Below are 18,605 nucleotides of genomic sequence, written 5' to 3'. Positions count from 1 at the left end.
TTACGGACCCGTGTCCTACAGGCCCATGTCCTTCGCGATGATCGACTTCATGATCTCGCTGGTACCGCCGTAGATGCGGTTGACGCGGTTGTCCGCGTACAGGCGGGCGATCGGGTACTCGTTCATGAAGCCGTAGCCGCCGTGCAGCTGCAGGCAGCGGTCGATCACGCGGTGCGCGACCTCGGTGCAGAAGAGCTTCGCGGACGCGGCCTCGGCCGGGGTCAGCTCACCGGCGTCGAGGGCCTCCAGCGCGCGGTCGGCGACGGCCTCGGCCGCGTCGACCTCGGCCTGGCAGGCGGCCAGCTCGAACTTGGTGTTCTGGAAGGCGGCGACCGGCTTGCCGAAGACGGTGCGGTCCTGGACGTACTCCTTGGCGAACCGCACGGCGGCCTTGGCCTGCGCATAGGCGCCGAACGCGATGCCCCAGCGCTCGGAGGCCAGGTTGTGGCCGAGGTAGTAGAAGCCCTTGTTCTCCTCGCCGAGCAGGTCCTCGACCGGGACCTTCACATCGACGAACGCCAGCTCGGCGGTGTCGGAGGTCTTCAGGCCGAGCTTGTCGAGCTTGCGGCCGACGGAGTAGCCCTCGGACTTGGTGTCCACGGCGAACAGCGAGATGCCGTGGCGGCGGTCCTCGGCGCTGGGCGCGTCGGTGCGGGCACAGACGATCACGCGGTCGGCGTGGACGCCGCCGGTGATGAAGGTCTTGGCGCCGTTGAGGACGTAGTGCGTGCCGTCCTCGGAGAGCTTGGCGGTGGTCTTCATGCCCGCGAGGTCGGAGCCGGTGCCCGGCTCGGTCATCGCCAGCGCCCACATCTCCTCACCGGAGACGAACTTCGGCAGGAACCGCTTCTTCTGCTCGTCGGTGGCGAGCATCTTGATGTACGGCAGACCGAGCAGCACGTGCACGCCGGAGCCGCCGAACTGGACGCCCGCGCGAGCGGTCTCCTCGTACATGACGGCCTCGAACTTGTACGACTCGATGCCCGCGCCGCCGTACTCCTCGTCGACGCGGATACCGAAGACGCCGAGCTCGGCGAGCTTGTAGTAGAAGTCGCGCGGCGCCTGGCCGGCAGCGAACCACTCGTCGTAGACCGGGACGACCTCGGCCTCGATGAAGGCGCGGATGGTCTCCCGGAACGCCTCGTGATCCTCGTTGAACACCGTACGGCGCACCGCCGCCACCTCCATACGTCCATGTCTAAGCGCTTGCTCACTCAACCGTACCGGCGAGTATCCACAGGCGTCCAGAGGTCAAGGTCCGTAACGCTCGTCACGCTCGACACGCTCAGAGCCGCACCTCCTCCTCGCTCCGCCGGACCGCTCGCCGCCGCTCTCCACGCCCCGCCCGCAGCAGCCGTACGCCCACGAAGGCCAGGCCCGCCACGGCCACGGTCGCCAGGATCACCTTGGAGTAGAGGCCCACCAGGTCGGTGACCTCGTGCCAGCGGGCGCCCAGTGCGTAGCCGGCCGCGATGAAGGCGGTGTTCCAGATGAGGCTGCCGGCCGCGGTGAGGGCGAGGAACAGGGGGAGCCGCATGCGTTCGACTCCGGCCGGTATCGAGATCAGGCTGCGGAAGATGGGCACGAAGCGGCCGAAGAACACGGCCTTGGTGCCGTGCCGGACGAACCACGCCTCGGTCCGCTCCACGTCCGCGACCTTCACCAGCGGCAGCCGCGCCGCCGCCGCGATCAGCCGGTCCCGGCCGAAGAGCGCACCGATCAGATACAGGGCCAGTGCGCCCACCACCGAACCCGCCGTCGTCCAGACGACGGCACCGACGACGTCCATCCGGCCCTGGCTCGCCGTGAACCCCGCCAGCGGCAGGATCACCTCGCTCGGCAACGGCGGAAAGAGGTTCTCCAGGGCGACGGCCAGCCCGGCGCCGGGACCGCCCAGGTTCTCCATCAGGCCGGAGGCCCAGCCGGCGACTCCACCGACGGGCGCTTCGGAAGCGGCAGCGATGATCATGCGCGTCATTTTACGAAGTCTTGACCTAAAGGCGGAGTGAGGAGGGCCGCCCCGTCGTGACCGGACTCACCGAGCGCACGCCGACTCCGCCTCACCACCGGACCGCTGCCGGACCGCCGCGGTCGGCGGGATGCGCAGGGTGTCGAGTCCGGCGACCCAACGCCCGCCGTCCACCCCCGCGAGCGCGCTACGGCACCCGCCTGTACGGCTCACGCCACCCCGGCCGCCCCGAACGCCCCCCGCGCCATCCGGTGCAGCAACTCCGCCGTGACCCCCCGCCCCGGCAGCGACCCCGGCCGCCCGAGGTGTGGCGTCGAGTTGAGCAGCCCGAACACCGAGTGCACCGCCGAGCGGGCCGTCGGTTCCGTCAGTTCCGGGTAGACCTTGCGGACCACCTCCACCCACAGCTCGACGTACTGCCGCTGGAGCTGCCGCACCAGCTTGCGGTCGCTGTCGCGCAGGCGGTCCAGCTCGCGGTCGTGCAGGGTGATGAGGGGCCGGTCGTCGAGGGCGAAGTCGATGTGGCCCTCGATGAGGGAGTCGAGAACCGCCTCGGCCGGCACCCCGTCGGCCTCCGCCAGGCGCCGCTTCGCGCCCGTCAGCAGCTGGCCGCTGATGCCGACCAGCAGCTCGGCGAGCATCGCGTCCTTGCCGGCGAAGTGCCGGTAGAGACCGGGGCCGCTGATGCCCACGGCGGCGCCTATCTCGTCGACACCGACGCCGTGGAAACCGCGCTCGGCGAAGAGCCGCGCGGCCTCCTTGAGGATCTGTTCGCGGCGGGTGGGGGCGTCGGTTCTGGTGGCCATGGAAGCAATTCTAGACAGGGAGGTTAGCGGTCGTTAACCTGGAGGAAATGCGTTAACGCTCATTAACTGGTGGACCACTGGTGAGGGGACCGCAGGATGCACGAGGCACCGGAGCTTGCGAGCGCGGCAGATCCCGCGTCTCAGGCCTGGCGGGCCAACGAGGAGGCCCATCGGGCGTTGGTGGAGGAGCTGCGCGGCAAGCTCGCCGCCGCCCGGCTGGGAGGCGGCGGGAAGGCGCGCGCCCGGCACACCGCGCGCGGCAAGCTGCTGCCCAGGGACCGGGTCGACACCCTCCTCGACCCGGGCTCGCCCTTCCTGGAGCTCGCTCCCCTCGCCGCCGACGGCATGTACGACGGCCAGGCCCCGGCCGCCGGTGTCATCGCCGGGATCGGGCGGGTCAGCGGGCGCGAGTGCGTGATCGTCGCCAATGACGCCACGGTCAAGGGCGGGACGTACTACCCGATGACCGTGAAGAAGCACCTGCGCGCGCAGGAGGTGGCCCTGGAGAACCGCCTGCCGTGTCTGTATCTGGTCGACTCCGGGGGCGCCTTCCTGCCCATGCAGGACGAGGTCTTCCCGGACCGGGAGCACTTCGGGCGGATCTTCTACAACCAGGCCCGGATGTCGGGCGCCGGGATCCCGCAGATCGCGGCCGTGCTCGGCTCGTGCACCGCCGGCGGCGCCTACGTCCCCGCCATGAGCGACGAGGCCGTCATCGTCCGCGACCAGGGCACGATCTTCCTCGGCGGCCCCCCGCTGGTGAAGGCCGCGACCGGTGAGGTCGTCACGGCGGAGGAGCTCGGCGGCGGTGACGTCCACGCGCGCGTGTCCGGCGTGACCGACCACCTCGCCGAGGACGACGCGCATGCCCTGCGGATCGTGCGGAACATCGTCGCCACGCTCCCCGCGCGCGGGGCCCTGCCGTGGGAGGTCCAGCCGGCCATCGAGCCCAAGGTCGACCCCTACGGTCTCTACGGCGCCGTCCCCGTCGACTCCCGCACCCCCTACGACGTACGCGAGATCATCGCGCGCGTGGTCGACGGCTCCCGTTTCGCGGAGTTCAAGGCCGAGTTCGGGCAGACCCTGGTCACCGGCTTCGCCCGCGTCCACGGCCACCCGGTCGGCATCGTCGCCAACAACGGCATCCTGTTCTCCGAGTCCGCCCAGAAGGGCGCCCACTTCATCGAGCTGTGCGACCAGCGCGGGATCCCGCTGGTCTTCCTGCAGAACATCTCCGGGTTCATGGTCGGCAAGGACTACGAGGCCGGCGGCATCGCCAAGCACGGCGCCAAGATGGTCACGGCGGTGGCCTGCACGCGCGTGCCGAAGCTGACGGTGGTGGTCGGCGGTTCGTACGGCGCCGGGAACTACTCCATGTGCGGGCGCGCGTACTCGCCCCGCTTCCTGTGGATGTGGCCGGGCGCCAAGATCTCCGTCATGGGCGGCGAGCAGGCCGCCTCGGTCCTCGCGACCGTCAAGCGGGACCAGTTGGAGGCGCGGGGCGAGGACTGGCCGACGGAGGACGAGGAGTCCTTCAAGGCGCCGATCCGTGAGCAGTACGAGCGCCAGGGGAACGCCTATTACGCGACGGCCCGCCTCTGGGACGACGGTGTGATCGACCCGCTGGAGACCCGCCAGGTGCTGGGCCTCGCCCTGACCGCCTGTGCCAACGCGCCCCTGGGTGAGCCCCAGTTCGGCGTCTTCCGGATGTGAGGGGGACTGTGACGATGACGACGACAATGACGATGCCGCAGACCATGTTCGACACGGTCCTCGTGGCCAACCGGGGCGAGATCGCCGTCCGCGTGATCCGCACGCTCCGCTCGCTGGGCGTGCGCTCGGTGGCCGTCTTCTCCGAGGCGGACGCCGACGCGCGGCATGTGCGGGAGGCCGACACGGCGGTACGGATCGGTCCGGCGCCGGCGACCGAGAGCTATCTGTCCGTGGAGCGACTGCTTCAGGCGGCGGCCCGCACCGGCGCCCAGGCCGTCCACCCCGGCTACGGCTTCCTCGCGGAGAACGCCGGCTTCGCGCGCGCGTGCGCCGACGCCGGGCTCGTCTTCATCGGGCCGCCCGCGGACGCCATCTCCCTGATGGGCGACAAGATCCGGGCCAAGGAGACGGTGAAGGCCGCCGGGGTGCCGGTCGTTCCGGGCTCCAGTGGCAGTGGGCTCACGGACGGCCAACTCGCCGACGCCGCCCGCGAGATCGGCATGCCCGTGCTGCTCAAGCCCTCCGCCGGTGGAGGCGGCAAGGGCATGCGGCTGGTGCGGGACGCGGCCGTGCTGGACGACGAGATCGCCGCCGCCCGCCGCGAGGCCCGCGCCTCCTTCGGCGACGACACGCTCCTCGTCGAGCGGTGGATCGACCGGCCCCGGCACATCGAGATCCAGGTGCTGGCCGACGGCCACGGGAACGTCGTCCACCTCGGCGAGCGCGAGTGCTCCCTCCAGCGCCGGCACCAGAAGATCATCGAGGAGGCACCGAGTGTGCTGCTCGATGAGCAGACCCGGGCGGCGATGGGCGAGGCGGCCGTGCAGGCGGCGCGCTCGTGCGGCTACCGGGGCGCGGGCACGGTGGAGTTCATCGTGCCGGGCGGCGACCCTTCCTCGTACTACTTCATGGAGATGAACACCCGCCTCCAGGTGGAGCACCCGGTCACCGAGCTGATCACAGGGCTGGATCTGGTGGAGTGGCAGCTGCGGGTGGCGGCGGGTGAACAACTGCCGTACCAGCAGGACGACATCACGCTCACCGGGCACGCCATCGAGGCCCGTATCTGCGCCGAAGACCCCTCCCGCGGGTTCCTGCCGTCCGGCGGCACGGTCCGCAAGCTCCGCGAACCCCAGGGCGACGGCATCCGCACCGACTCCGGGCTCAGCGAGGGCACGGAGGTCGGCAGCCTGTACGACCCGATGCTGTCCAAGGTGATCGCGTACGGCCCCGACCGCGCCACCGCGCTCCGCAAGCTCCGGGCGGCCCTCGCGGAGACGGTCACGCTGGGCGTGCAGACGAACGCCGGGTTCCTGCGGCGGCTGCTCGCGCATCCGGCGGTCGTGGCGGGCGAGTTGGACACGGGGCTGGTCGAGCGCGCGGTGGAGGACCTGGTCTCCACCGACGTACCGGACGAGGTGTACGAGGCGGCGGCGGCCGTACGGCTGGAGGCGCTGCGACCGAAGGGCGACGGCTGGACGGACCCGTTCTCGGTGCCCAGCGGCTGGCGGCTGGGGGGTGTCGCGAAGCCCGTCGCCTTCCCGCTGCGGGTGCAGGAGCCGGTGGAGTACGTCCCGCGCGGCGCGCACACCGTCACCCCGGACGACGTGTCCGTCACGCTCGACGGCGTCCGCCACACCTTCCACCGGGCCGGCGACTGGCTGGGCCGGGACGGCGAGGCGTGGCACGTACGCGACCACGACCCGGTGGCCGCGTCGCTGACCGGTGCCGCCCACGCGGGCGCCGACTCCCTGACCGCACCGATGCCCGGCACGGTGACCGTCGTGAAGGTCGCCGTCGGCGACGAGGTGACCGCCGGTCAGAGCCTGCTGGTGGTGGAGGCGATGAAGATGGAGCACGTCATCTCCGCCCCGCACGCCGGCACGGTCGCCGAACTGGACGTCACGCCCGGCACGACGGTCGCCATGGACCAGGTCCTGGCGGTCGTCACCCCGGCGGAGGAGGAGCAATGACGTTGCCCATGGCCGTATCGGCACCGAACCTGCCCGCCCGCGTCCGTATCCACGAGGTCGGCGCGCGCGACGGCCTGCAGAACGAGAAGTCGACCGTGCCGACGGAGGTCAAGGCGGAGTTCATCCGCCGGCTCGCCGACGCGGGTATGACGACGATCGAGGCCACGAGCTTCGTGCACCCCAAGTGGGTGCCCCAACTCGCCGACGCGGAGCAGCTGTTCCCGCTCGTCGCCGGTCTGCCGGGCGTGCACCTGCCCGTCCTGGTCCCCAACAACCGCGGCCTGGACCGCGCCCTGGCCCTCGGCGCCCGCCGTGTCGCCGTCTTCGCCAGTGCCACGGAGTCCTTCGCGAAGGCCAACCTCAACCGGACGCTGGACGAGTCGCTGGCGGTGTTCGACCCGGTCGTGAAGCGGGCGAAGGACGAGAACCTCCATGTCCGCGGCTATGTCTCCATGTGCTTCGGCGACCCCTGGGAGGGCGCGGTCCCGATCCACCAGGTGGTGCGCGTCTGCAAGTCGCTGAGGGACATGGGCTGCGACGAGCTGAGCCTGGGCGACACGATCGGTGTCGCGACGCCCGGCCATGTGCGGGAGCTCCTCTCCATGCTCAACGAGGAGGGCGTACCGACGAACGTCATCGGCGTCCACTTCCACGACACCTACGGCCAGGCACTGGCCAACACCTACGCCGCCCTCGAACACGGCGTCACCACCATCGACGCCTCCGCCGGCGGCCTCGGCGGCTGCCCCTACGCCAAGTCCGCCACCGGCAACCTCGCCACCGAAGACCTCGTGTGGATGCTGCGGGGCCTCGGCATCGACACCGGGGTCGACCTCGACCGCCTCGTCGCCACGAGCGCGTGGATGGCCGGACAACTGGGCCGTCCCAGCCCGTCCCGCACCGTACGAGCCCTCTCCCACAAGGAGCAGTGAACAGCCATGGACCACCGTCTCTCTTCCGAGCTGGAGGAACTCCGCCGCACGGTGGAGGAGTTCGCCCACGATGTCGTGGCGCCCAAGATCGGCGACTTCTACGAGCGTCATGAGTTCCCGTACGAGATCGTGCGGGAGATGGGCCGCATGGGCCTGTTCGGCCTGCCGTTCCCGGAGGAGTACGGCGGCATGGGCGGCGACTATCTGGCGCTGGGCATCGCGCTGGAGGAGCTGGCCCGGGTGGACTCCTCGGTCGCCATCACCCTCGAAGCGGGCGTCTCGCTCGGCGCCATGCCGATCCATCTCTTCGGCACGGAGGAGCAGAAGCGGCAGTGGCTGCCGCGCCTGTGCGCCGGCGAGATGCTGGGCGCGTTCGGCCTCACCGAGCCGGACGGCGGCAGCGACGCGGGCGCGACCCGCACGACGGCCCGTCTCGACCCGGAGACGGACGAATGGGTGATCAACGGCTCCAAGTGCTTCATCACCAACTCGGGTACGGACATCACGGGCCTGGTCACGGTCACGGCGGTCACCGGCCGGGGGCCGGACGGCAGGCCGCGGATCTCCGCGATCATCGTCCCGTCCGGCACCCCGGGCTTCACGGTCGCGGCCCCGTACTCCAAGGTCGGCTGGAACGCCTCCGACACCCGCGAGCTGTCCTTCGCGGACGTCCGCGTCCCGGCGGCCAACCTGCTGGGCGAGGAGGGCCGCGGCTACGCCCAGTTCCTGCGCATCCTGGACGAGGGCCGCATCGCCATCGCGGCGCTGGCGACGGGCCTGGCGCAGGGCTGCGTCGACGAGTCGGTGAAGTACGCCAAGGAACGCCACGCGTTCGGCCGCCCCATCGGCGCCAACCAGGCCATCCAGTTCAAGATCGCCGACATGGAGATGAAGGCCCACACGGCCCGCCTGGCCTGGCGCGACGCGGCATCGCGCCTGGTGGCCGGTGAGCCCTTCAAGAAGGAGGCGGCGCTGGCGAAGCTGTACTCGTCGACGATCGCGGTGGACAACGCCCGCGACGCGACGCAGATCCACGGCGGCTACGGCTTCATGAACGAGTACCCGGTCGCCCGCATGTGGCGGGACTCCAAGATCCTGGAGATCGGCGAGGGCACGAGCGAGGTGCAGCGGATGTTGATCGCCCGGGAGTTGGGGCTGGCGGGCTGATGGCTCGGGAAGGTGCACTCGGGGTCGACCGGAAGAAGGTCGGCCCCATGTGCCCGCTTCTTCACCACATGGTCACCGCGCGCCACCCGAGGCTCAACTTCGCTCGATTGCAAGGAAGTTAGGACTCACCGGCCGAGCGCCGGCGCTCCACAGGGTGCCCACAGCTTGGAAAGCAAGGCCCCCACCCCTGGACATCAGCTCAGGTTAGGCTAACCTACCTTCGAATTGTCCGGCGGGTGATCCGCCCTGTTCGAAAGCAGCGTACCCATGCCCAACGCCAGAGCCACCCACCTCACCCGCCGCGGCATCCTCGCCGCGGGCGGCGCCCTCGGCCTCGGTGCCGCGCTCGCAGCCTGCGGAGACGACAACGCGAACAGCGAGGGCTCCAGCGAGGCCACGACCGCTGCCAAGTCCGGCCCCTGGACGTTCAAGGACGACCGCGGCACCACGGTGAAGCTCGACAAGGTGCCCACGAAGATCGTCGCCTTCGTCGGTGTCGCCGCGGCCCTCTACGACTACGGCATCGAGATCAAGGGCGTCTTCGGCCCGACCAAGACGCAGGACGACAAGGCCGACGTCCAGGCCGGCGACATGGACGTCAGCAAGCTGACCGTCTTCGGCAACGTCTGGGACCAGTTCAACGTCGAGAAGTACGCCGCGTTCGCCCCCGAGGTCCTCATCTCCACGACCTTCGACAGCGCCGGCACCCTCTGGTACGTCCCCGAGGCCTCCAAGGACAAGATCGCCAAGCTTGCCCCGAGTGCCGCCATCTCCGTCTACGACCGCCAGCTGACCAAGCCGCTGGAGCGGATGTGGGAGCTGGCCGAGTCGCTCGGCGCGGACATGAAGGCCGACAAGGTCACCCAGGCCAAGAAGGACTTCGAGGCGGCCGCCGAGCGGCTGCGCAAGGCCGCGAAGGCTCGTCCCGAGATCAAGGTGATGGCCGGCTCCGCCAGCCAGGACCTGTTCTACGTCTCCGGCACCAACCTCTCCATCGACCTTGAGTACTTCAAGGCCCTCGGCGTGAACTTCGTCGAGCCGCCGGAGAGCGCCAAGAAGCAGGGTGGCGGCTGGTTCGAGTCGCTGAGCTGGGAGAACGTCGACAAGTACCCGGCCGACGTCATCATGATGGACGACCGGTCCTCGACGATTCAGCCGGCCGACATCACCGAGGCCACCTGGAAGAAGCTGCCCGCGGTGAAGGCCGGGCAGGTCATCGCCCGGTCGCCCGAGCCGATTCTGTCGTACGACAAGTGCACGCCGCTGCTGACCAGCCTTGCCGAGGCCATCGAGAAGGCCAAGAAGGTCAGCTAGCCGGCTCAGCGCCGTGGGGCGTCGCTCAGTGGGTGACTGCGGGCCCGTCGTGGCTTGTCGCGCAGTTCCCCGCGCCCCTGAGGGGCGCGCCGGCCCCGCCCCCCGATCAGGACCCAGGAGCCCACATGACTACGGCCGTAGCCGCCCCGTTCCGCTTCTTCTCCCTGCAAGTCGTACGGACGAGGCGGATCGGTCCGTCCATGGTCCGGGTCACCTTCGGCGGTGAGGATCTGGAGTACTTCTTCTCCGACGGGCATGACCAGTCCCTGTCGCTCTTCCTCCCCCACCCCGGCCAGAGCGAGCCGCAGGTTCCCCTTGAGCTCGGTGACGGCTGGTGGCAGGGGTGGCGTGAACTGCCGGACGACGTGCGGGCCGTGATGCGGTCGTACACGCTGCGGGCGCTGCGCCGGAACCCCGACGAGATCGACGTCGACTTCGTCCTGCACACCCCGGCGGGCCCCGCCTCCCGCTGGGCCTCCCGCGCCGCCGCCGGTGACCGGGTCCTGCTGCTCGGGCCGGCCATCGCCGACAACCGGGCGATACGGTTCCGGCCGTCCGAGGACACCGACCTCGTGGTGATCTGGGGCGACGAGACCGCCGTACCCGCCGTCTCCGCCATCCTCGAGTCCCTGCCCGCCGGCACCCGCGCCCGGGTGTGGCTGGAGGTGCACGACGCCGGGGACATCCAGGACCTGGTGACCGAGGCCGACGCAGAGATCACCTGGCTCGTTCAGGAGGGGACGCACGCCGAGGGGTCTCCCCTGGCCCTCGACGCCATCCGGGCCGCCGAACTCCCCGCCGCCGAGCGCCCGTACGTCTGGATCGCGGGCGAGTCCGGCTGCGTCAAGGCGCTGCGCCGGCACTTCGTCGGCGAGCGCGGTGTCGACCGCCGCCGGGTCACCTTCGTGGGGTACTGGAGGCAGGGGCTGAGCGAGGAGCAGCTGCGCGAGCAGGAGTGACAGCCCCTCAGCGGTAACAGCCCCTGAAAGCAAGGCGATCGGGCGGCGACTGCGACCCAAGTGATCGTAGTCACCCTTGATGCTGCCCTGATTCCAAGGAACTTAGGTTAGGCTAACCTAAGTTGCACCGCCGGATCCCCGCACTTCACGGCCCGTCCCCACCGGAGGACCTCCCCATGCGCTCGCACCTGCTCAACGACACGACCGCGGAGCAGTACCGCCGCTCCGTGACCGAAGGAATCGAGCGGGTGGCCGCCAAACTCGCCGCCACCGACCGTCCGTTCACCGGCGTCACGGTCGACGCCCTCGCTCCCGCCATCGACGCGATCGACCTCGACAAGCCGCTGCTGGACACCGCCGCGGTCCTGGACGAGTTGGAGGACGTCTACCTCCGGGACGCGATCTACTTCCACCACCCCCGCTACCTCGCCCACCTCAACTGCCCGGTCGTCATCCCGGCCGTGCTCGGCGAGGCGATCCTCTCCGCCGTCAACTCCTCCCTGGACACCTGGGACCAGTCGGCCGGCGGCACCCTGATCGAGCGCAAGCTCATCGACTGGACGACCGCGCGAATAGGCCTCGGGGAGAACGCCGACGGTGTCTTCACCTCCGGCGGCACCCAGTCCAACCTGCAGGCCCTGCTCCTCGCCCGCGAGGAGGCCAAGTCCGACAGCCTGGCCGAACTGCGCATCTTCGCCTCCGAGGTCAGCCACTTCAGCGTGAAGAAGTCGGCGAAACTGCTGGGCCTCGGCCAGGACGCCGTGGTCTCCGTTCCCGTCGACCACGACAAGCGCATGCAGACCGTCGCCCTCGCCCACGAGCTGGAGCGCTGCAAGAAGGACGGCCTGGTCCCCATGGCCGTCGTCGCCACCGCCGGCACCACCGACTTCGGCTCCATCGACCCGCTGCCCGAGATCGCCGAGCTGTGCGAGCAGTTCGGCGCCTGGATGCACGTCGACGCCGCCTACGGCTGCGGGCTGCTCGCCTCCGTGAAGTACCGGGGCCGCATCGACGGCATCGAGCGCGCCGACTCGGTCACCGTCGACTACCACAAGTCCTTCTTCCAGCCGGTGAGTTCCTCCGCCGTGCTGGTCCGCGACGCCTCGACCCTGCGCCACGCGACCTACCACGCCGAGTACCTCAACCCCAAGCGCATGGTCACCGAGCGCATCCCCAACCAGGTCGACAAGTCCCTGCAGACCACCCGCCGCTTCGACGCCCTCAAGCTGTGGATGAGCCTGCGGGTGATGGGCGCCGACGGCATCGGGCAGCTCTTCGACGAGGTCTGCGACCTGGCGGTGGAGGGCTGGCAGCTGCTGGCCGCCGACCCGCGCTACGACGTCGTGGTCGAGCCGACCCTGTCCACCCTGGTCTTCCGCTACATCCCCGCGGCCGTCACCGACCCCGCCGAGATCGACCGCGCCAACCTCTACGCCCGCAAGGCCCTGTTCGCCTCCGGCGACGCGGTGGTCGCGGGCACCAAGGTGGGCGGCCGTCACTACCTGAAGTTCACCCTGCTCAACCCCGAGACGACGACCGAAGACATCGCCGCCGTCCTCGACCTGATCGCCGGCCACGCCGAGCAGTACCTGGGAGAGTCCCTTGACCGCGCGTCCTGAAAACCCGACCAAAACCCATGATTTCGTGGGGATCGGGCTCGGCCCGTTCAACCTCGGCCTGGCCTGCCTGACCGAGCCGATCGACGAGCTCGACGGTGTCTTCCTGGAGTCGAAGCCGGACTTCGAGTGGCACGCGGGCATGTTCCTGGACGGCGCCCACCTCCAGACCCCGTTCATGTCGGACCTGGTCACCCTCGCCGACCCCACCTCGCCGTACTCCTTCCTCAACTACCTGAAGGAGAAGGGCCGGCTGTACTCGTTCTACATCCGTGAGAACTTCTACCCGCTGCGGGTCGAGTACGACGACTACTGCCGCTGGGCCGCGAACAAGCTGAGCAGCGTCCGCTTCAGCACGACGGTCACCGAGGTGACGTACGACGAAGGGGCCGAGCTGTACGTCGTGCGGACGGCCGCCGGTGACACCTACCGCGCCCGTCACCTCGTCCTCGGCACCGGCACCCCGCCCTACATACCCGAGGCCTGCCAGGGCCTGGGCGGCGACTTCATCCACAACTCCCGTTATCTGCAGCACAAGCAGGAGTTGCAGAAGAAGGACTCGATCACGCTGGTCGGCTCGGGCCAGTCGGCCGCCGAGATCTACTACGACCTGCTCAGCGAGATCGACGTCCACGGCTACCGGCTGAACTGGGTCACCCGCTCCCCGCGCTTCTTCCCGCTGGAGTACACCAAGCTCACGCTGGAGATGACGTCCCCGGAGTACGTCGACTACTTCCGCGAGCTGCCGGAGGCGACCCGCTACCGCCTCACCGCCGAGCAGAAGGGCCTGTTCAAGGGCATCGACGGCGACCTGATCAACGAGATCTTCGACCTGCTCTACCAGAAGAACCTTGGCGGCCCGGTCCCCACCCGTCTGCTCACCAACTCCTCGCTGAACGGCGCGCGGTACGAGAACGGCACGTACACCCTCTCCTTCCGCCAGGAGGAGCAGGAGAAGGACTTCGAGCTCGACTCGCAGGGCCTGGTCCTGGCCACCGGCTACAAGTACGCCGAGCCGGAGTTCCTGAGGCCCGTGCGCGACCGCCTGGTCTACGACTCCCGGGGCAACTACGACGTCGCCCGCAACTACGCCATCGACGTCACCGGCCGCGGTGTCTTCCTCCAGAACGCCGGCGTCCACACGCACAGCATCACCAGCCCCGACCTGGGGATGGGCCCGTACCGGAACGCGTACATCATCCGCGAGCTGCTCGGCACCGAGTACTACCCGGTCGAGAAGACGATCGCGTTCCAGGAGTTCGCCGTATGAGCACCACCGACACAGGCACCTTCACCTTCCGCCCGCTCGACCCCCTGAAGGACGCCGAGCTGCTGCACCGCTGGGTCACCCACCCCAAGGCGGCCTTCTGGATGATGCAGGACGCGAGCCTGGTGGACGTCGAGCGCGCCTACATGGAGATCGCGGCGGACGAGCACCACCACGCGCTGCTCGGACTCCAGGACGGCGAACCGGCCTTCCTGATGGAGTACTACGACCCCGCCCACCGCGAACTGGTCGGCCTGTACGAGCCGCAGCCGGGCGACATCGGCATGCACTTCCTCACGCCGCCCACCGACAAGCCCGTCCGCGGCTTCACCCGGTCCGTCATCACCGCCGTGATGGCGCATCTCTTCGAGGACCCGGCGGTCGAGCGCGTCGTCGTCGAGCCGGACGTGGCCAACAAGGCCGTGCACGCCCTGAACGAGGCCGTCGGGTTCGTGCCCGAACGGGAAATCCAGAAGCCGGAGAAGACGGCGCTGCTGAGCTTCTGCACGCGCCAGCAGTTCTTGGCCGCCCGAGGAGTAGCCGTATGACCCTGTCCGACGCCGTAGCGCACCTGTCCCCCCACCGCTGGGCGCGGGCCAACCGCCTCCTGATCCGCAAGGCACTCGCCGAGTTCGCGCACGAGCGCCTCATCACACCGGAGGCCACCGGCGACGGCACGTACGTCGTCCGCAGCGACGACGGCCTGACCCGGTACACCTTCACGGCCGTGCTCCGCGCCCTCGACCACTGGCAGGTCGACGCCGACTCGATCACCCGCCACCGCGACGGCGCCGAACTCCCGCTCGCCGCCCTGGACTTCTTCATCGATCTGCAGAAGTCCCTGGGCCTGAGCGACGAGGTCCTGCCGGTCTACCTGGAGGAGATCTCCTCCACCCTCTCCGGCACCTGCTACAAGCTCACCAAGCCGCAGACCCCGGTCGCCGAACTCGTCAAAAGCGATTTCCAGGCCATCGAGACCGGCATGACCGAGGGCCACCCCTGCTTCGTCGCCAACAACGGGCGGCTCGGCTTCGGCATCCACGAGTACCTGTCGTACGCCCCGGAGACCGCGAGCCCGGTCCGGCTGGTGTGGCTGGCGGCGCACAAGTCGCGCGCCGCGTTCACGGCGGGTGTCGGCATCGAGTACGAGTCCTTCGTACGGGACGAGCTGGGCGAGGAGACCGTCGAGCGCTTCCACGGCGTCCTGCGCGAGCAGGACCTGGACCCCGCCGACTACCTCTTCATCCCCGTCCACCCCTGGCAGTGGTGGAACAAGCTCACCGTCACCTTCGCCGCCGAGGTCGCCCAGAAGCACCTGGTCTGCCTGGGCGAGGGCGACGACGAGTACCTGGCCCAGCAGTCCATCCGGACCTTCTTCAACCAGTCCAGCCCCGAGAAGCACTACGTGAAGACGGCCCTGTCCGTCCTCAACATGGGCTTCATGCGCGGACTCTCGGCCGCCTACATGGAGGCCACCCCCGCCATCAACGACTGGCTGGCCCAGCTCATCGACAACGACCCGGTGCTGAAGTCGACGGGCCTGTCGATCATCCGCGAGCGCGCGGCCGTCGGCTACCGGCACCTGGAGTACGAGAAGGCGACGGACCGCTACTCGCCGTACCGCAAGATGCTGGCGGCCCTGTGGCGCGAGAGCCCGGTGTCGTCGCTGCGGGACGGCGAGTCGCTGGCCACCATGGCCTCCCTCGTCCACGTCGACCACGAGGGCGCGTCCTTCGCGGGCGCGCTGATCGAGCAGTCGGACCTGCCCCCGACGGAGTGGCTGCGCCGCTACCTGCGGGCGTACTTCACCCCGCTCCTCCACAGCTTCTACGCCTACGACCTGGTCTTCATGCCGCACGGCGAGAACGTCATCCTGGTCCTGAAGGACGGCGTCGTGGAGCGCGCGATCTACAAGGACATCGCCGAGGAGATCGCCGTCATGGACCCGAACGCGGTGCTGCCGCCGACGGTCGAGCGGCTGCGCGTGGAGGTCCCGGAGGACAAGAAGCTCCTGTCCGTCTTCACGGACGTCTTCGACTGCTTCTTCCGCTTCCTCGCCGCGAACCTCGCCACCGAGGGAATCCTGGAGGAGGACGACTTCTGGCGCACGGTCGCCGAGGTCACCCGGGACTACCAGCACTCGGTGCCCGAACTCGCCGACAAGTTCAAGCAGTACGACATGTTCGCCCCCGAGTTCGCGCTGTCCTGCCTCAACCGCCTCCAGCTGCGCAACAACAAGCAAATGGTCGACCTGGCGGACCCGGCCGGCGCCCTCCAACTGGTCGGCAACCTGAAGAACCCCATCGCGGGGCTGTAGCCACGACCCCCACACAGACGGGCGGGCAGCCCCGGAGTACGGTCCTCCGGGGGTGCCCGTCTTCTTTTGCTCGGCCGTCTCCGGCCCTGCGACATGTGTACTTCATGTCGAGTTGCAGCTCTCTCCGACGCTCGGCCGGAGACTCTCCCCTGGATCGCTCCGGTGAGTTGGACGGCACGTGCGTCCGCCTGACGACTGCCCTGCCGGCAACCGGGACGGGTCAGGGACCCCTCCGAGGCGTCCGCCAACTTGGTTGTCGCCAGCGGACTTTCGCCACACTAGGCGCTGCCTGCCGCATCCGTGCCGCTTTCCCGACGATACGCCCACCTCTCACCCGTACGAGTGATGCGCCCACGGACTCACCGTCCCCGTAGGTGGGCCGGGGACAGGTTGACCCCCGTCCCGTTCTGCGCCGCCTTGGCAACCTGCGCCTTCTCCTCCGCACCGGTGTCATCGAGCCCCCAGTACTGCGCCAGAGCCCCCCGCGAGGGGTTCGCCCCGGTCAGCTGATGCCAGCCGACCACCGTCTTGCCGTACTCGGCGACGATCGGCTGCACCCGGTCCATGAACCGCACATAGTCCTCGTGGCTGGTGGAGTGCGCCTCGTCGCCCCCGATGTGAAGGTACTTGCCCGGCGTGAGCGCGGCGAGTTCCCGGATCACGTCGTCCACGAAGTCGTACGTGATCTCCTTGCCGACGCACAGCGAACTGAAGCCGACCTCGGTGCCGGTGTAGAGCGGGGGTGCCACGCCGTCGCAGTTGAGCTCGGCGTACGAGGCCAACGCCGCGTTGGTGTGGCCCGGCATGTCGATCTCGGGGACGACCTCCAGGAAGCGGGAGGACGCGTACCGGACGATCTCCTGGTAGTCGGCCTTGGTGTAGTAGCCACCGGGGCCGCCCCCGACCTGCGTCGAGCCTCCGTACGTCGCGAGGCGCGGCCAGGAGTCGAGGGCGATGCGCCAGCCCTGGTCGTCGCTGAGGTGCAGATGCAGCTTGTTGATCTTGTACAGGGCGAGTTGGTCGATGTAGCGCTTGACCTGGTCGACGGTGAAGAAGTGCCGGGACACGTCGAGCATCGCGCCCCGCCAGCCGTAGCGCGGGTTGTCCTTGATCGTGCCGCCCGCGACCAGCCAGGGGCCGGGCTGGACGGAGTCCTTCTCGACGGCCGCCGGGAGGAGTTGGCGCAGGGTCTGCACGCCGTGGAAGAGGCCGGCGGGCCCCGCCGCCGTGATGGTGACGCCGGTACGGCCGCTGTCGAGGCGGTAGCCCTCCGCGCCGAACGGGCCCTGCGCCAGGCGCGATCGGAGGCCACCCCGGCCGTGCGAGGTGACCGGCAGGGGGTACCCGGTGGACGGCCGCAGGACGCCCGCGAGGTACTCGCCGACGCGCCGGGCCTCCCGGGAGTCGTCGACGAGGATGCGGGTGCCGTCGGTGATGCGGTACGGGGATCCGCCCGGCGCCACCGACGCGGGTGCCGGGACCACCCGGCCCAGGGGTATGGGCTCGCCGGACGCCGGTGCCGCGCCGGCCGTGAACGCGCCGACCGCCGCCACCAGCAGCAGGGATCCGAGGATCCGGGTCATACGGGTCATACGGGGAGTCGTTCTGTGGTGCCGTCTCACATGCGCTCCCTTCAGGATTGGTAGAGACCACTCTCCCGCAGAACCGATGAAACAATCCCCCCATGGCGGAAATCATCCAGAAGGACGGCACGTGGGTCTTCGACGGCGACGCCCTGCGGCTGACCCCCGGACGGGACAAGAACGTCAGCCTTTTCCGCAAGACGCTGGGTGAACTGGTCGTCCCCCTGGGGGCGTTGGCGGGGGTCTCCTTCGAGCAGGGCAAGAAGGCCGGGCGGCTGCGGCTGCGCCTGCGCGACGGCGCCGACCCGCTGCTGCACGCCACGGGCGGTCGGCTCACCGAGCCCAACGACCCGTACCAGCTGATCGTCGAGTCCGACCGGTACGGCGTCGCCGAGTACTTCGTGGACAAGGTACGCAACGCCCTGCTGCTGGACGAGGTGCCGGGCGACCCGGTCGACGAGTACCTGCTGCCGGGGCCCTCCCTGCCCCTGTCGGTCTCCGCCGGTGACGGCACCGCGACCTTCGACGGCGAACACATCCGCCTGGAGTGGAACTGGAAGACGGAGGACGCCAAGGCCGCCGCCGGCATCCGCTCCCTCGCGCTGACCGACATCGCGGCCGTGGAGTGGCATCCGGCGGCGGGCCTGGAGAACGGCTGCCTCCGCTTCACCGTCAGGAACGCGCCCACCAAGGCCCCGCCCAAGTACGACGCCAACTCCGTGGAGCTGTGGGGCTTCAAGAAGGACCCGCTGATGGCCCTGGTCGCGGCGGCGGTCCAGGCCCGCCTCCCGCATCCGGCCAGGGCCGGCGCCACGGACGTACAGGGCGCGCGACCGGAACTGCCTTCCTCTCCGGTCGCGTCCGCCGAGGACGACCACGACGCCCTCCTGCGCCGCCTGCGCGAACTCGGCGAGCTGCACCGCACGGGCGTGCTCACGGACGAGGAGTTCACGATGGCCAAGCAGGCGGTGCTCAAGCGGATGTAGTGG

General features: G+C 69.6%; 15 protein-coding genes and 1 pseudogene. 11 read left to right on the top strand and 5 right to left on the bottom strand.

Annotated elements, in window-relative coordinates:
* Positions 1–15: 15 nt before the first annotated feature.
* The 4 genes from QQM39_RS29220 to QQM39_RS29205 all read right to left on the bottom strand — a co-directional run bounded on the left by QQM39_RS29220 (position 16) and on the right by QQM39_RS29205 (position 2,775).
* Positions 16–1,173: an acyl-CoA dehydrogenase family protein gene (locus QQM39_RS29220; protein ID WP_062703099.1), complete on the bottom strand. Its 1,158-nt coding sequence runs from the start codon at positions 1,171–1,173 to the stop codon at positions 16–18.
* A 112-nt stretch (positions 1,174–1,285) separates the two neighbouring features.
* Positions 1,286–1,906: a DedA family protein gene (locus tag QQM39_RS29215; RefSeq protein ID WP_302003763.1), complete on the bottom strand. Its 621-nt coding sequence runs from the start codon at positions 1,904–1,906 to the stop codon at positions 1,286–1,288.
* A 129-nt stretch (positions 1,907–2,035) separates the two neighbouring features.
* On the bottom strand, positions 2,036–2,182 hold the full coding sequence (locus QQM39_RS29210) for a hypothetical protein (RefSeq protein ID WP_302000538.1): 147 nt from the start codon (positions 2,180–2,182) through the stop codon (positions 2,036–2,038).
* Complete coding sequence (locus tag QQM39_RS29205; protein WP_302000537.1) at positions 2,179–2,775, bottom strand: TetR/AcrR family transcriptional regulator; 597 nt, start codon at positions 2,773–2,775, stop codon at positions 2,179–2,181. The genes QQM39_RS29210 and QQM39_RS29205 overlap by 4 nt, the downstream gene beginning before the upstream one ends.
* Positions 2,776–2,871: 96 nt before the next feature.
* On the opposite strand from QQM39_RS29205, the gene QQM39_RS29200 reads away from it, so the two are divergent.
* The 10 genes from QQM39_RS29200 to QQM39_RS29155 all read left to right on the top strand — a co-directional run bounded on the left by QQM39_RS29200 (position 2,872) and on the right by QQM39_RS29155 (position 16,033).
* A complete protein-coding gene (locus QQM39_RS29200) occupies positions 2,872–4,488 on the top strand; it encodes a carboxyl transferase domain-containing protein (protein WP_302000536.1) in 1,617 nt (538 codons plus the stop codon).
* A 44-nt stretch (positions 4,489–4,532) separates the two neighbouring features.
* On the top strand, positions 4,533–6,461 hold the full coding sequence (locus QQM39_RS29195) for an acetyl/propionyl/methylcrotonyl-CoA carboxylase subunit alpha (protein ID WP_302003762.1): 1,929 nt from the start codon (positions 4,533–4,535) through the stop codon (positions 6,459–6,461).
* A complete protein-coding gene (locus tag QQM39_RS29190; protein ID WP_302000535.1) occupies positions 6,458–7,393 on the top strand; it encodes a hydroxymethylglutaryl-CoA lyase in 936 nt (311 codons plus the stop codon). The genes QQM39_RS29195 and QQM39_RS29190 overlap by 4 nt, the downstream gene beginning before the upstream one ends.
* Positions 7,394–7,399: 6 nt before the next feature.
* Positions 7,400–8,560 (top strand): acyl-CoA dehydrogenase family protein, encoded by a 1,161-nt coding sequence (locus QQM39_RS29185; RefSeq protein WP_302000534.1) that lies wholly within the window; start codon positions 7,400–7,402, stop codon positions 8,558–8,560.
* A 267-nt stretch (positions 8,561–8,827) separates the two neighbouring features.
* On the top strand, positions 8,828–9,874 hold the full coding sequence (locus QQM39_RS29180) for an ABC transporter substrate-binding protein (protein ID WP_302000533.1): 1,047 nt from the start codon (positions 8,828–8,830) through the stop codon (positions 9,872–9,874).
* Positions 9,875–9,999: 125 nt separating this feature from the next.
* A complete protein-coding gene (locus tag QQM39_RS29175) occupies positions 10,000–10,833 on the top strand; it encodes a siderophore-interacting protein (RefSeq protein ID WP_302000532.1) in 834 nt (277 codons plus the stop codon).
* Positions 10,834–11,009: 176 nt separating this feature from the next.
* Positions 11,010–12,452, top strand: coding sequence for a lysine decarboxylase DesA (gene desA, locus QQM39_RS29170; protein WP_302000531.1), 1,443 nt, complete (start codon positions 11,010–11,012; stop codon positions 12,450–12,452).
* A complete protein-coding gene (locus QQM39_RS29165) occupies positions 12,436–13,719 on the top strand; it encodes a lysine N(6)-hydroxylase/L-ornithine N(5)-oxygenase family protein (protein WP_302000530.1) in 1,284 nt (427 codons plus the stop codon). The genes desA and QQM39_RS29165 overlap by 17 nt, the downstream gene beginning before the upstream one ends.
* Entirely contained in the window at positions 13,716–14,264 is a 549-nt protein-coding gene (locus tag QQM39_RS29160) for a GNAT family N-acetyltransferase (RefSeq protein ID WP_302000529.1), read from the top strand. Before QQM39_RS29165 ends, QQM39_RS29160 begins: the two co-directional genes overlap by 4 nt.
* Complete coding sequence (locus QQM39_RS29155; RefSeq protein ID WP_302000528.1) at positions 14,261–16,033, top strand: IucA/IucC family siderophore biosynthesis protein; 1,773 nt, start codon at positions 14,261–14,263, stop codon at positions 16,031–16,033. Before QQM39_RS29160 ends, QQM39_RS29155 begins: the two co-directional genes overlap by 4 nt.
* A 377-nt stretch (positions 16,034–16,410) precedes the next feature.
* Here the strand turns inward: QQM39_RS29155 and QQM39_RS29150 are convergent.
* Positions 16,411–17,616: pseudogene (locus tag QQM39_RS29150) on the bottom strand (beta-N-acetylhexosaminidase); the annotation flags it as partial.
* A gap of 101 nt (positions 17,617–17,717) precedes the next feature.
* Between QQM39_RS29150 and QQM39_RS29145 the strand changes: the two are divergent.
* A complete protein-coding gene (locus QQM39_RS29145; RefSeq protein ID WP_302000527.1) occupies positions 17,718–18,602 on the top strand; it encodes a DUF4429 domain-containing protein in 885 nt (294 codons plus the stop codon).
* Positions 18,603–18,605: the final 3 nt, after the last annotated feature.

The sequence above is a fragment of the Streptomyces sp. DT2A-34 genome, from assembly GCF_030499515.1.
GTDB lineage: Bacteria > Actinomycetota > Actinomycetes > Streptomycetales > Streptomycetaceae > Streptomyces.
The sequence above is the reverse complement of the archived record's forward strand: the minus strand, read 5'-3'. Positions and strand labels throughout refer to the sequence as shown.

What these genes read in the sequence shown, in the direction of transcription:
- QQM39_RS29215 (WP_302003763.1), bottom strand. Translation starts at nt 1,906, where the DNA reads ATGGAGAACCTGGGCGGTCCCGGCGCCGGGCTGGCCGTCGCCCTGGAG.
- QQM39_RS29175 (WP_302000532.1), top strand. Translation starts at nt 10,000, where the DNA reads ATGACTACGGCCGTAGCCGCCCCGTTCCGCTTCTTCTCCCTGCAAGTC.
- QQM39_RS29205 (WP_302000537.1), bottom strand. Translation starts at nt 2,775, where the DNA reads ATGGCCACCAGAACCGACGCCCCCACCCGCCGCGAACAGATCCTCAAG.
- QQM39_RS29200 (WP_302000536.1), top strand. Translation starts at nt 2,872, where the DNA reads ATGCACGAGGCACCGGAGCTTGCGAGCGCGGCAGATCCCGCGTCTCAG.
- QQM39_RS29185 (WP_302000534.1), top strand. Translation starts at nt 7,400, where the DNA reads ATGGACCACCGTCTCTCTTCCGAGCTGGAGGAACTCCGCCGCACGGTG.
- QQM39_RS29190 (WP_302000535.1), top strand. Translation starts at nt 6,458, where the DNA reads ATGACGTTGCCCATGGCCGTATCGGCACCGAACCTGCCCGCCCGCGTC.
- desA (WP_302000531.1), top strand. Translation starts at nt 11,010, where the DNA reads ATGCGCTCGCACCTGCTCAACGACACGACCGCGGAGCAGTACCGCCGC.
- QQM39_RS29195 (WP_302003762.1), top strand. Translation starts at nt 4,533, where the DNA reads ATGTTCGACACGGTCCTCGTGGCCAACCGGGGCGAGATCGCCGTCCGC.
- QQM39_RS29155 (WP_302000528.1), top strand. Translation starts at nt 14,261, where the DNA reads ATGACCCTGTCCGACGCCGTAGCGCACCTGTCCCCCCACCGCTGGGCG.
- QQM39_RS29145 (WP_302000527.1), top strand. Translation starts at nt 17,718, where the DNA reads ATGGCGGAAATCATCCAGAAGGACGGCACGTGGGTCTTCGACGGCGAC.
- QQM39_RS29160 (WP_302000529.1), top strand. Translation starts at nt 13,716, where the DNA reads ATGAGCACCACCGACACAGGCACCTTCACCTTCCGCCCGCTCGACCCC.
- QQM39_RS29180 (WP_302000533.1), top strand. Translation starts at nt 8,828, where the DNA reads ATGCCCAACGCCAGAGCCACCCACCTCACCCGCCGCGGCATCCTCGCC.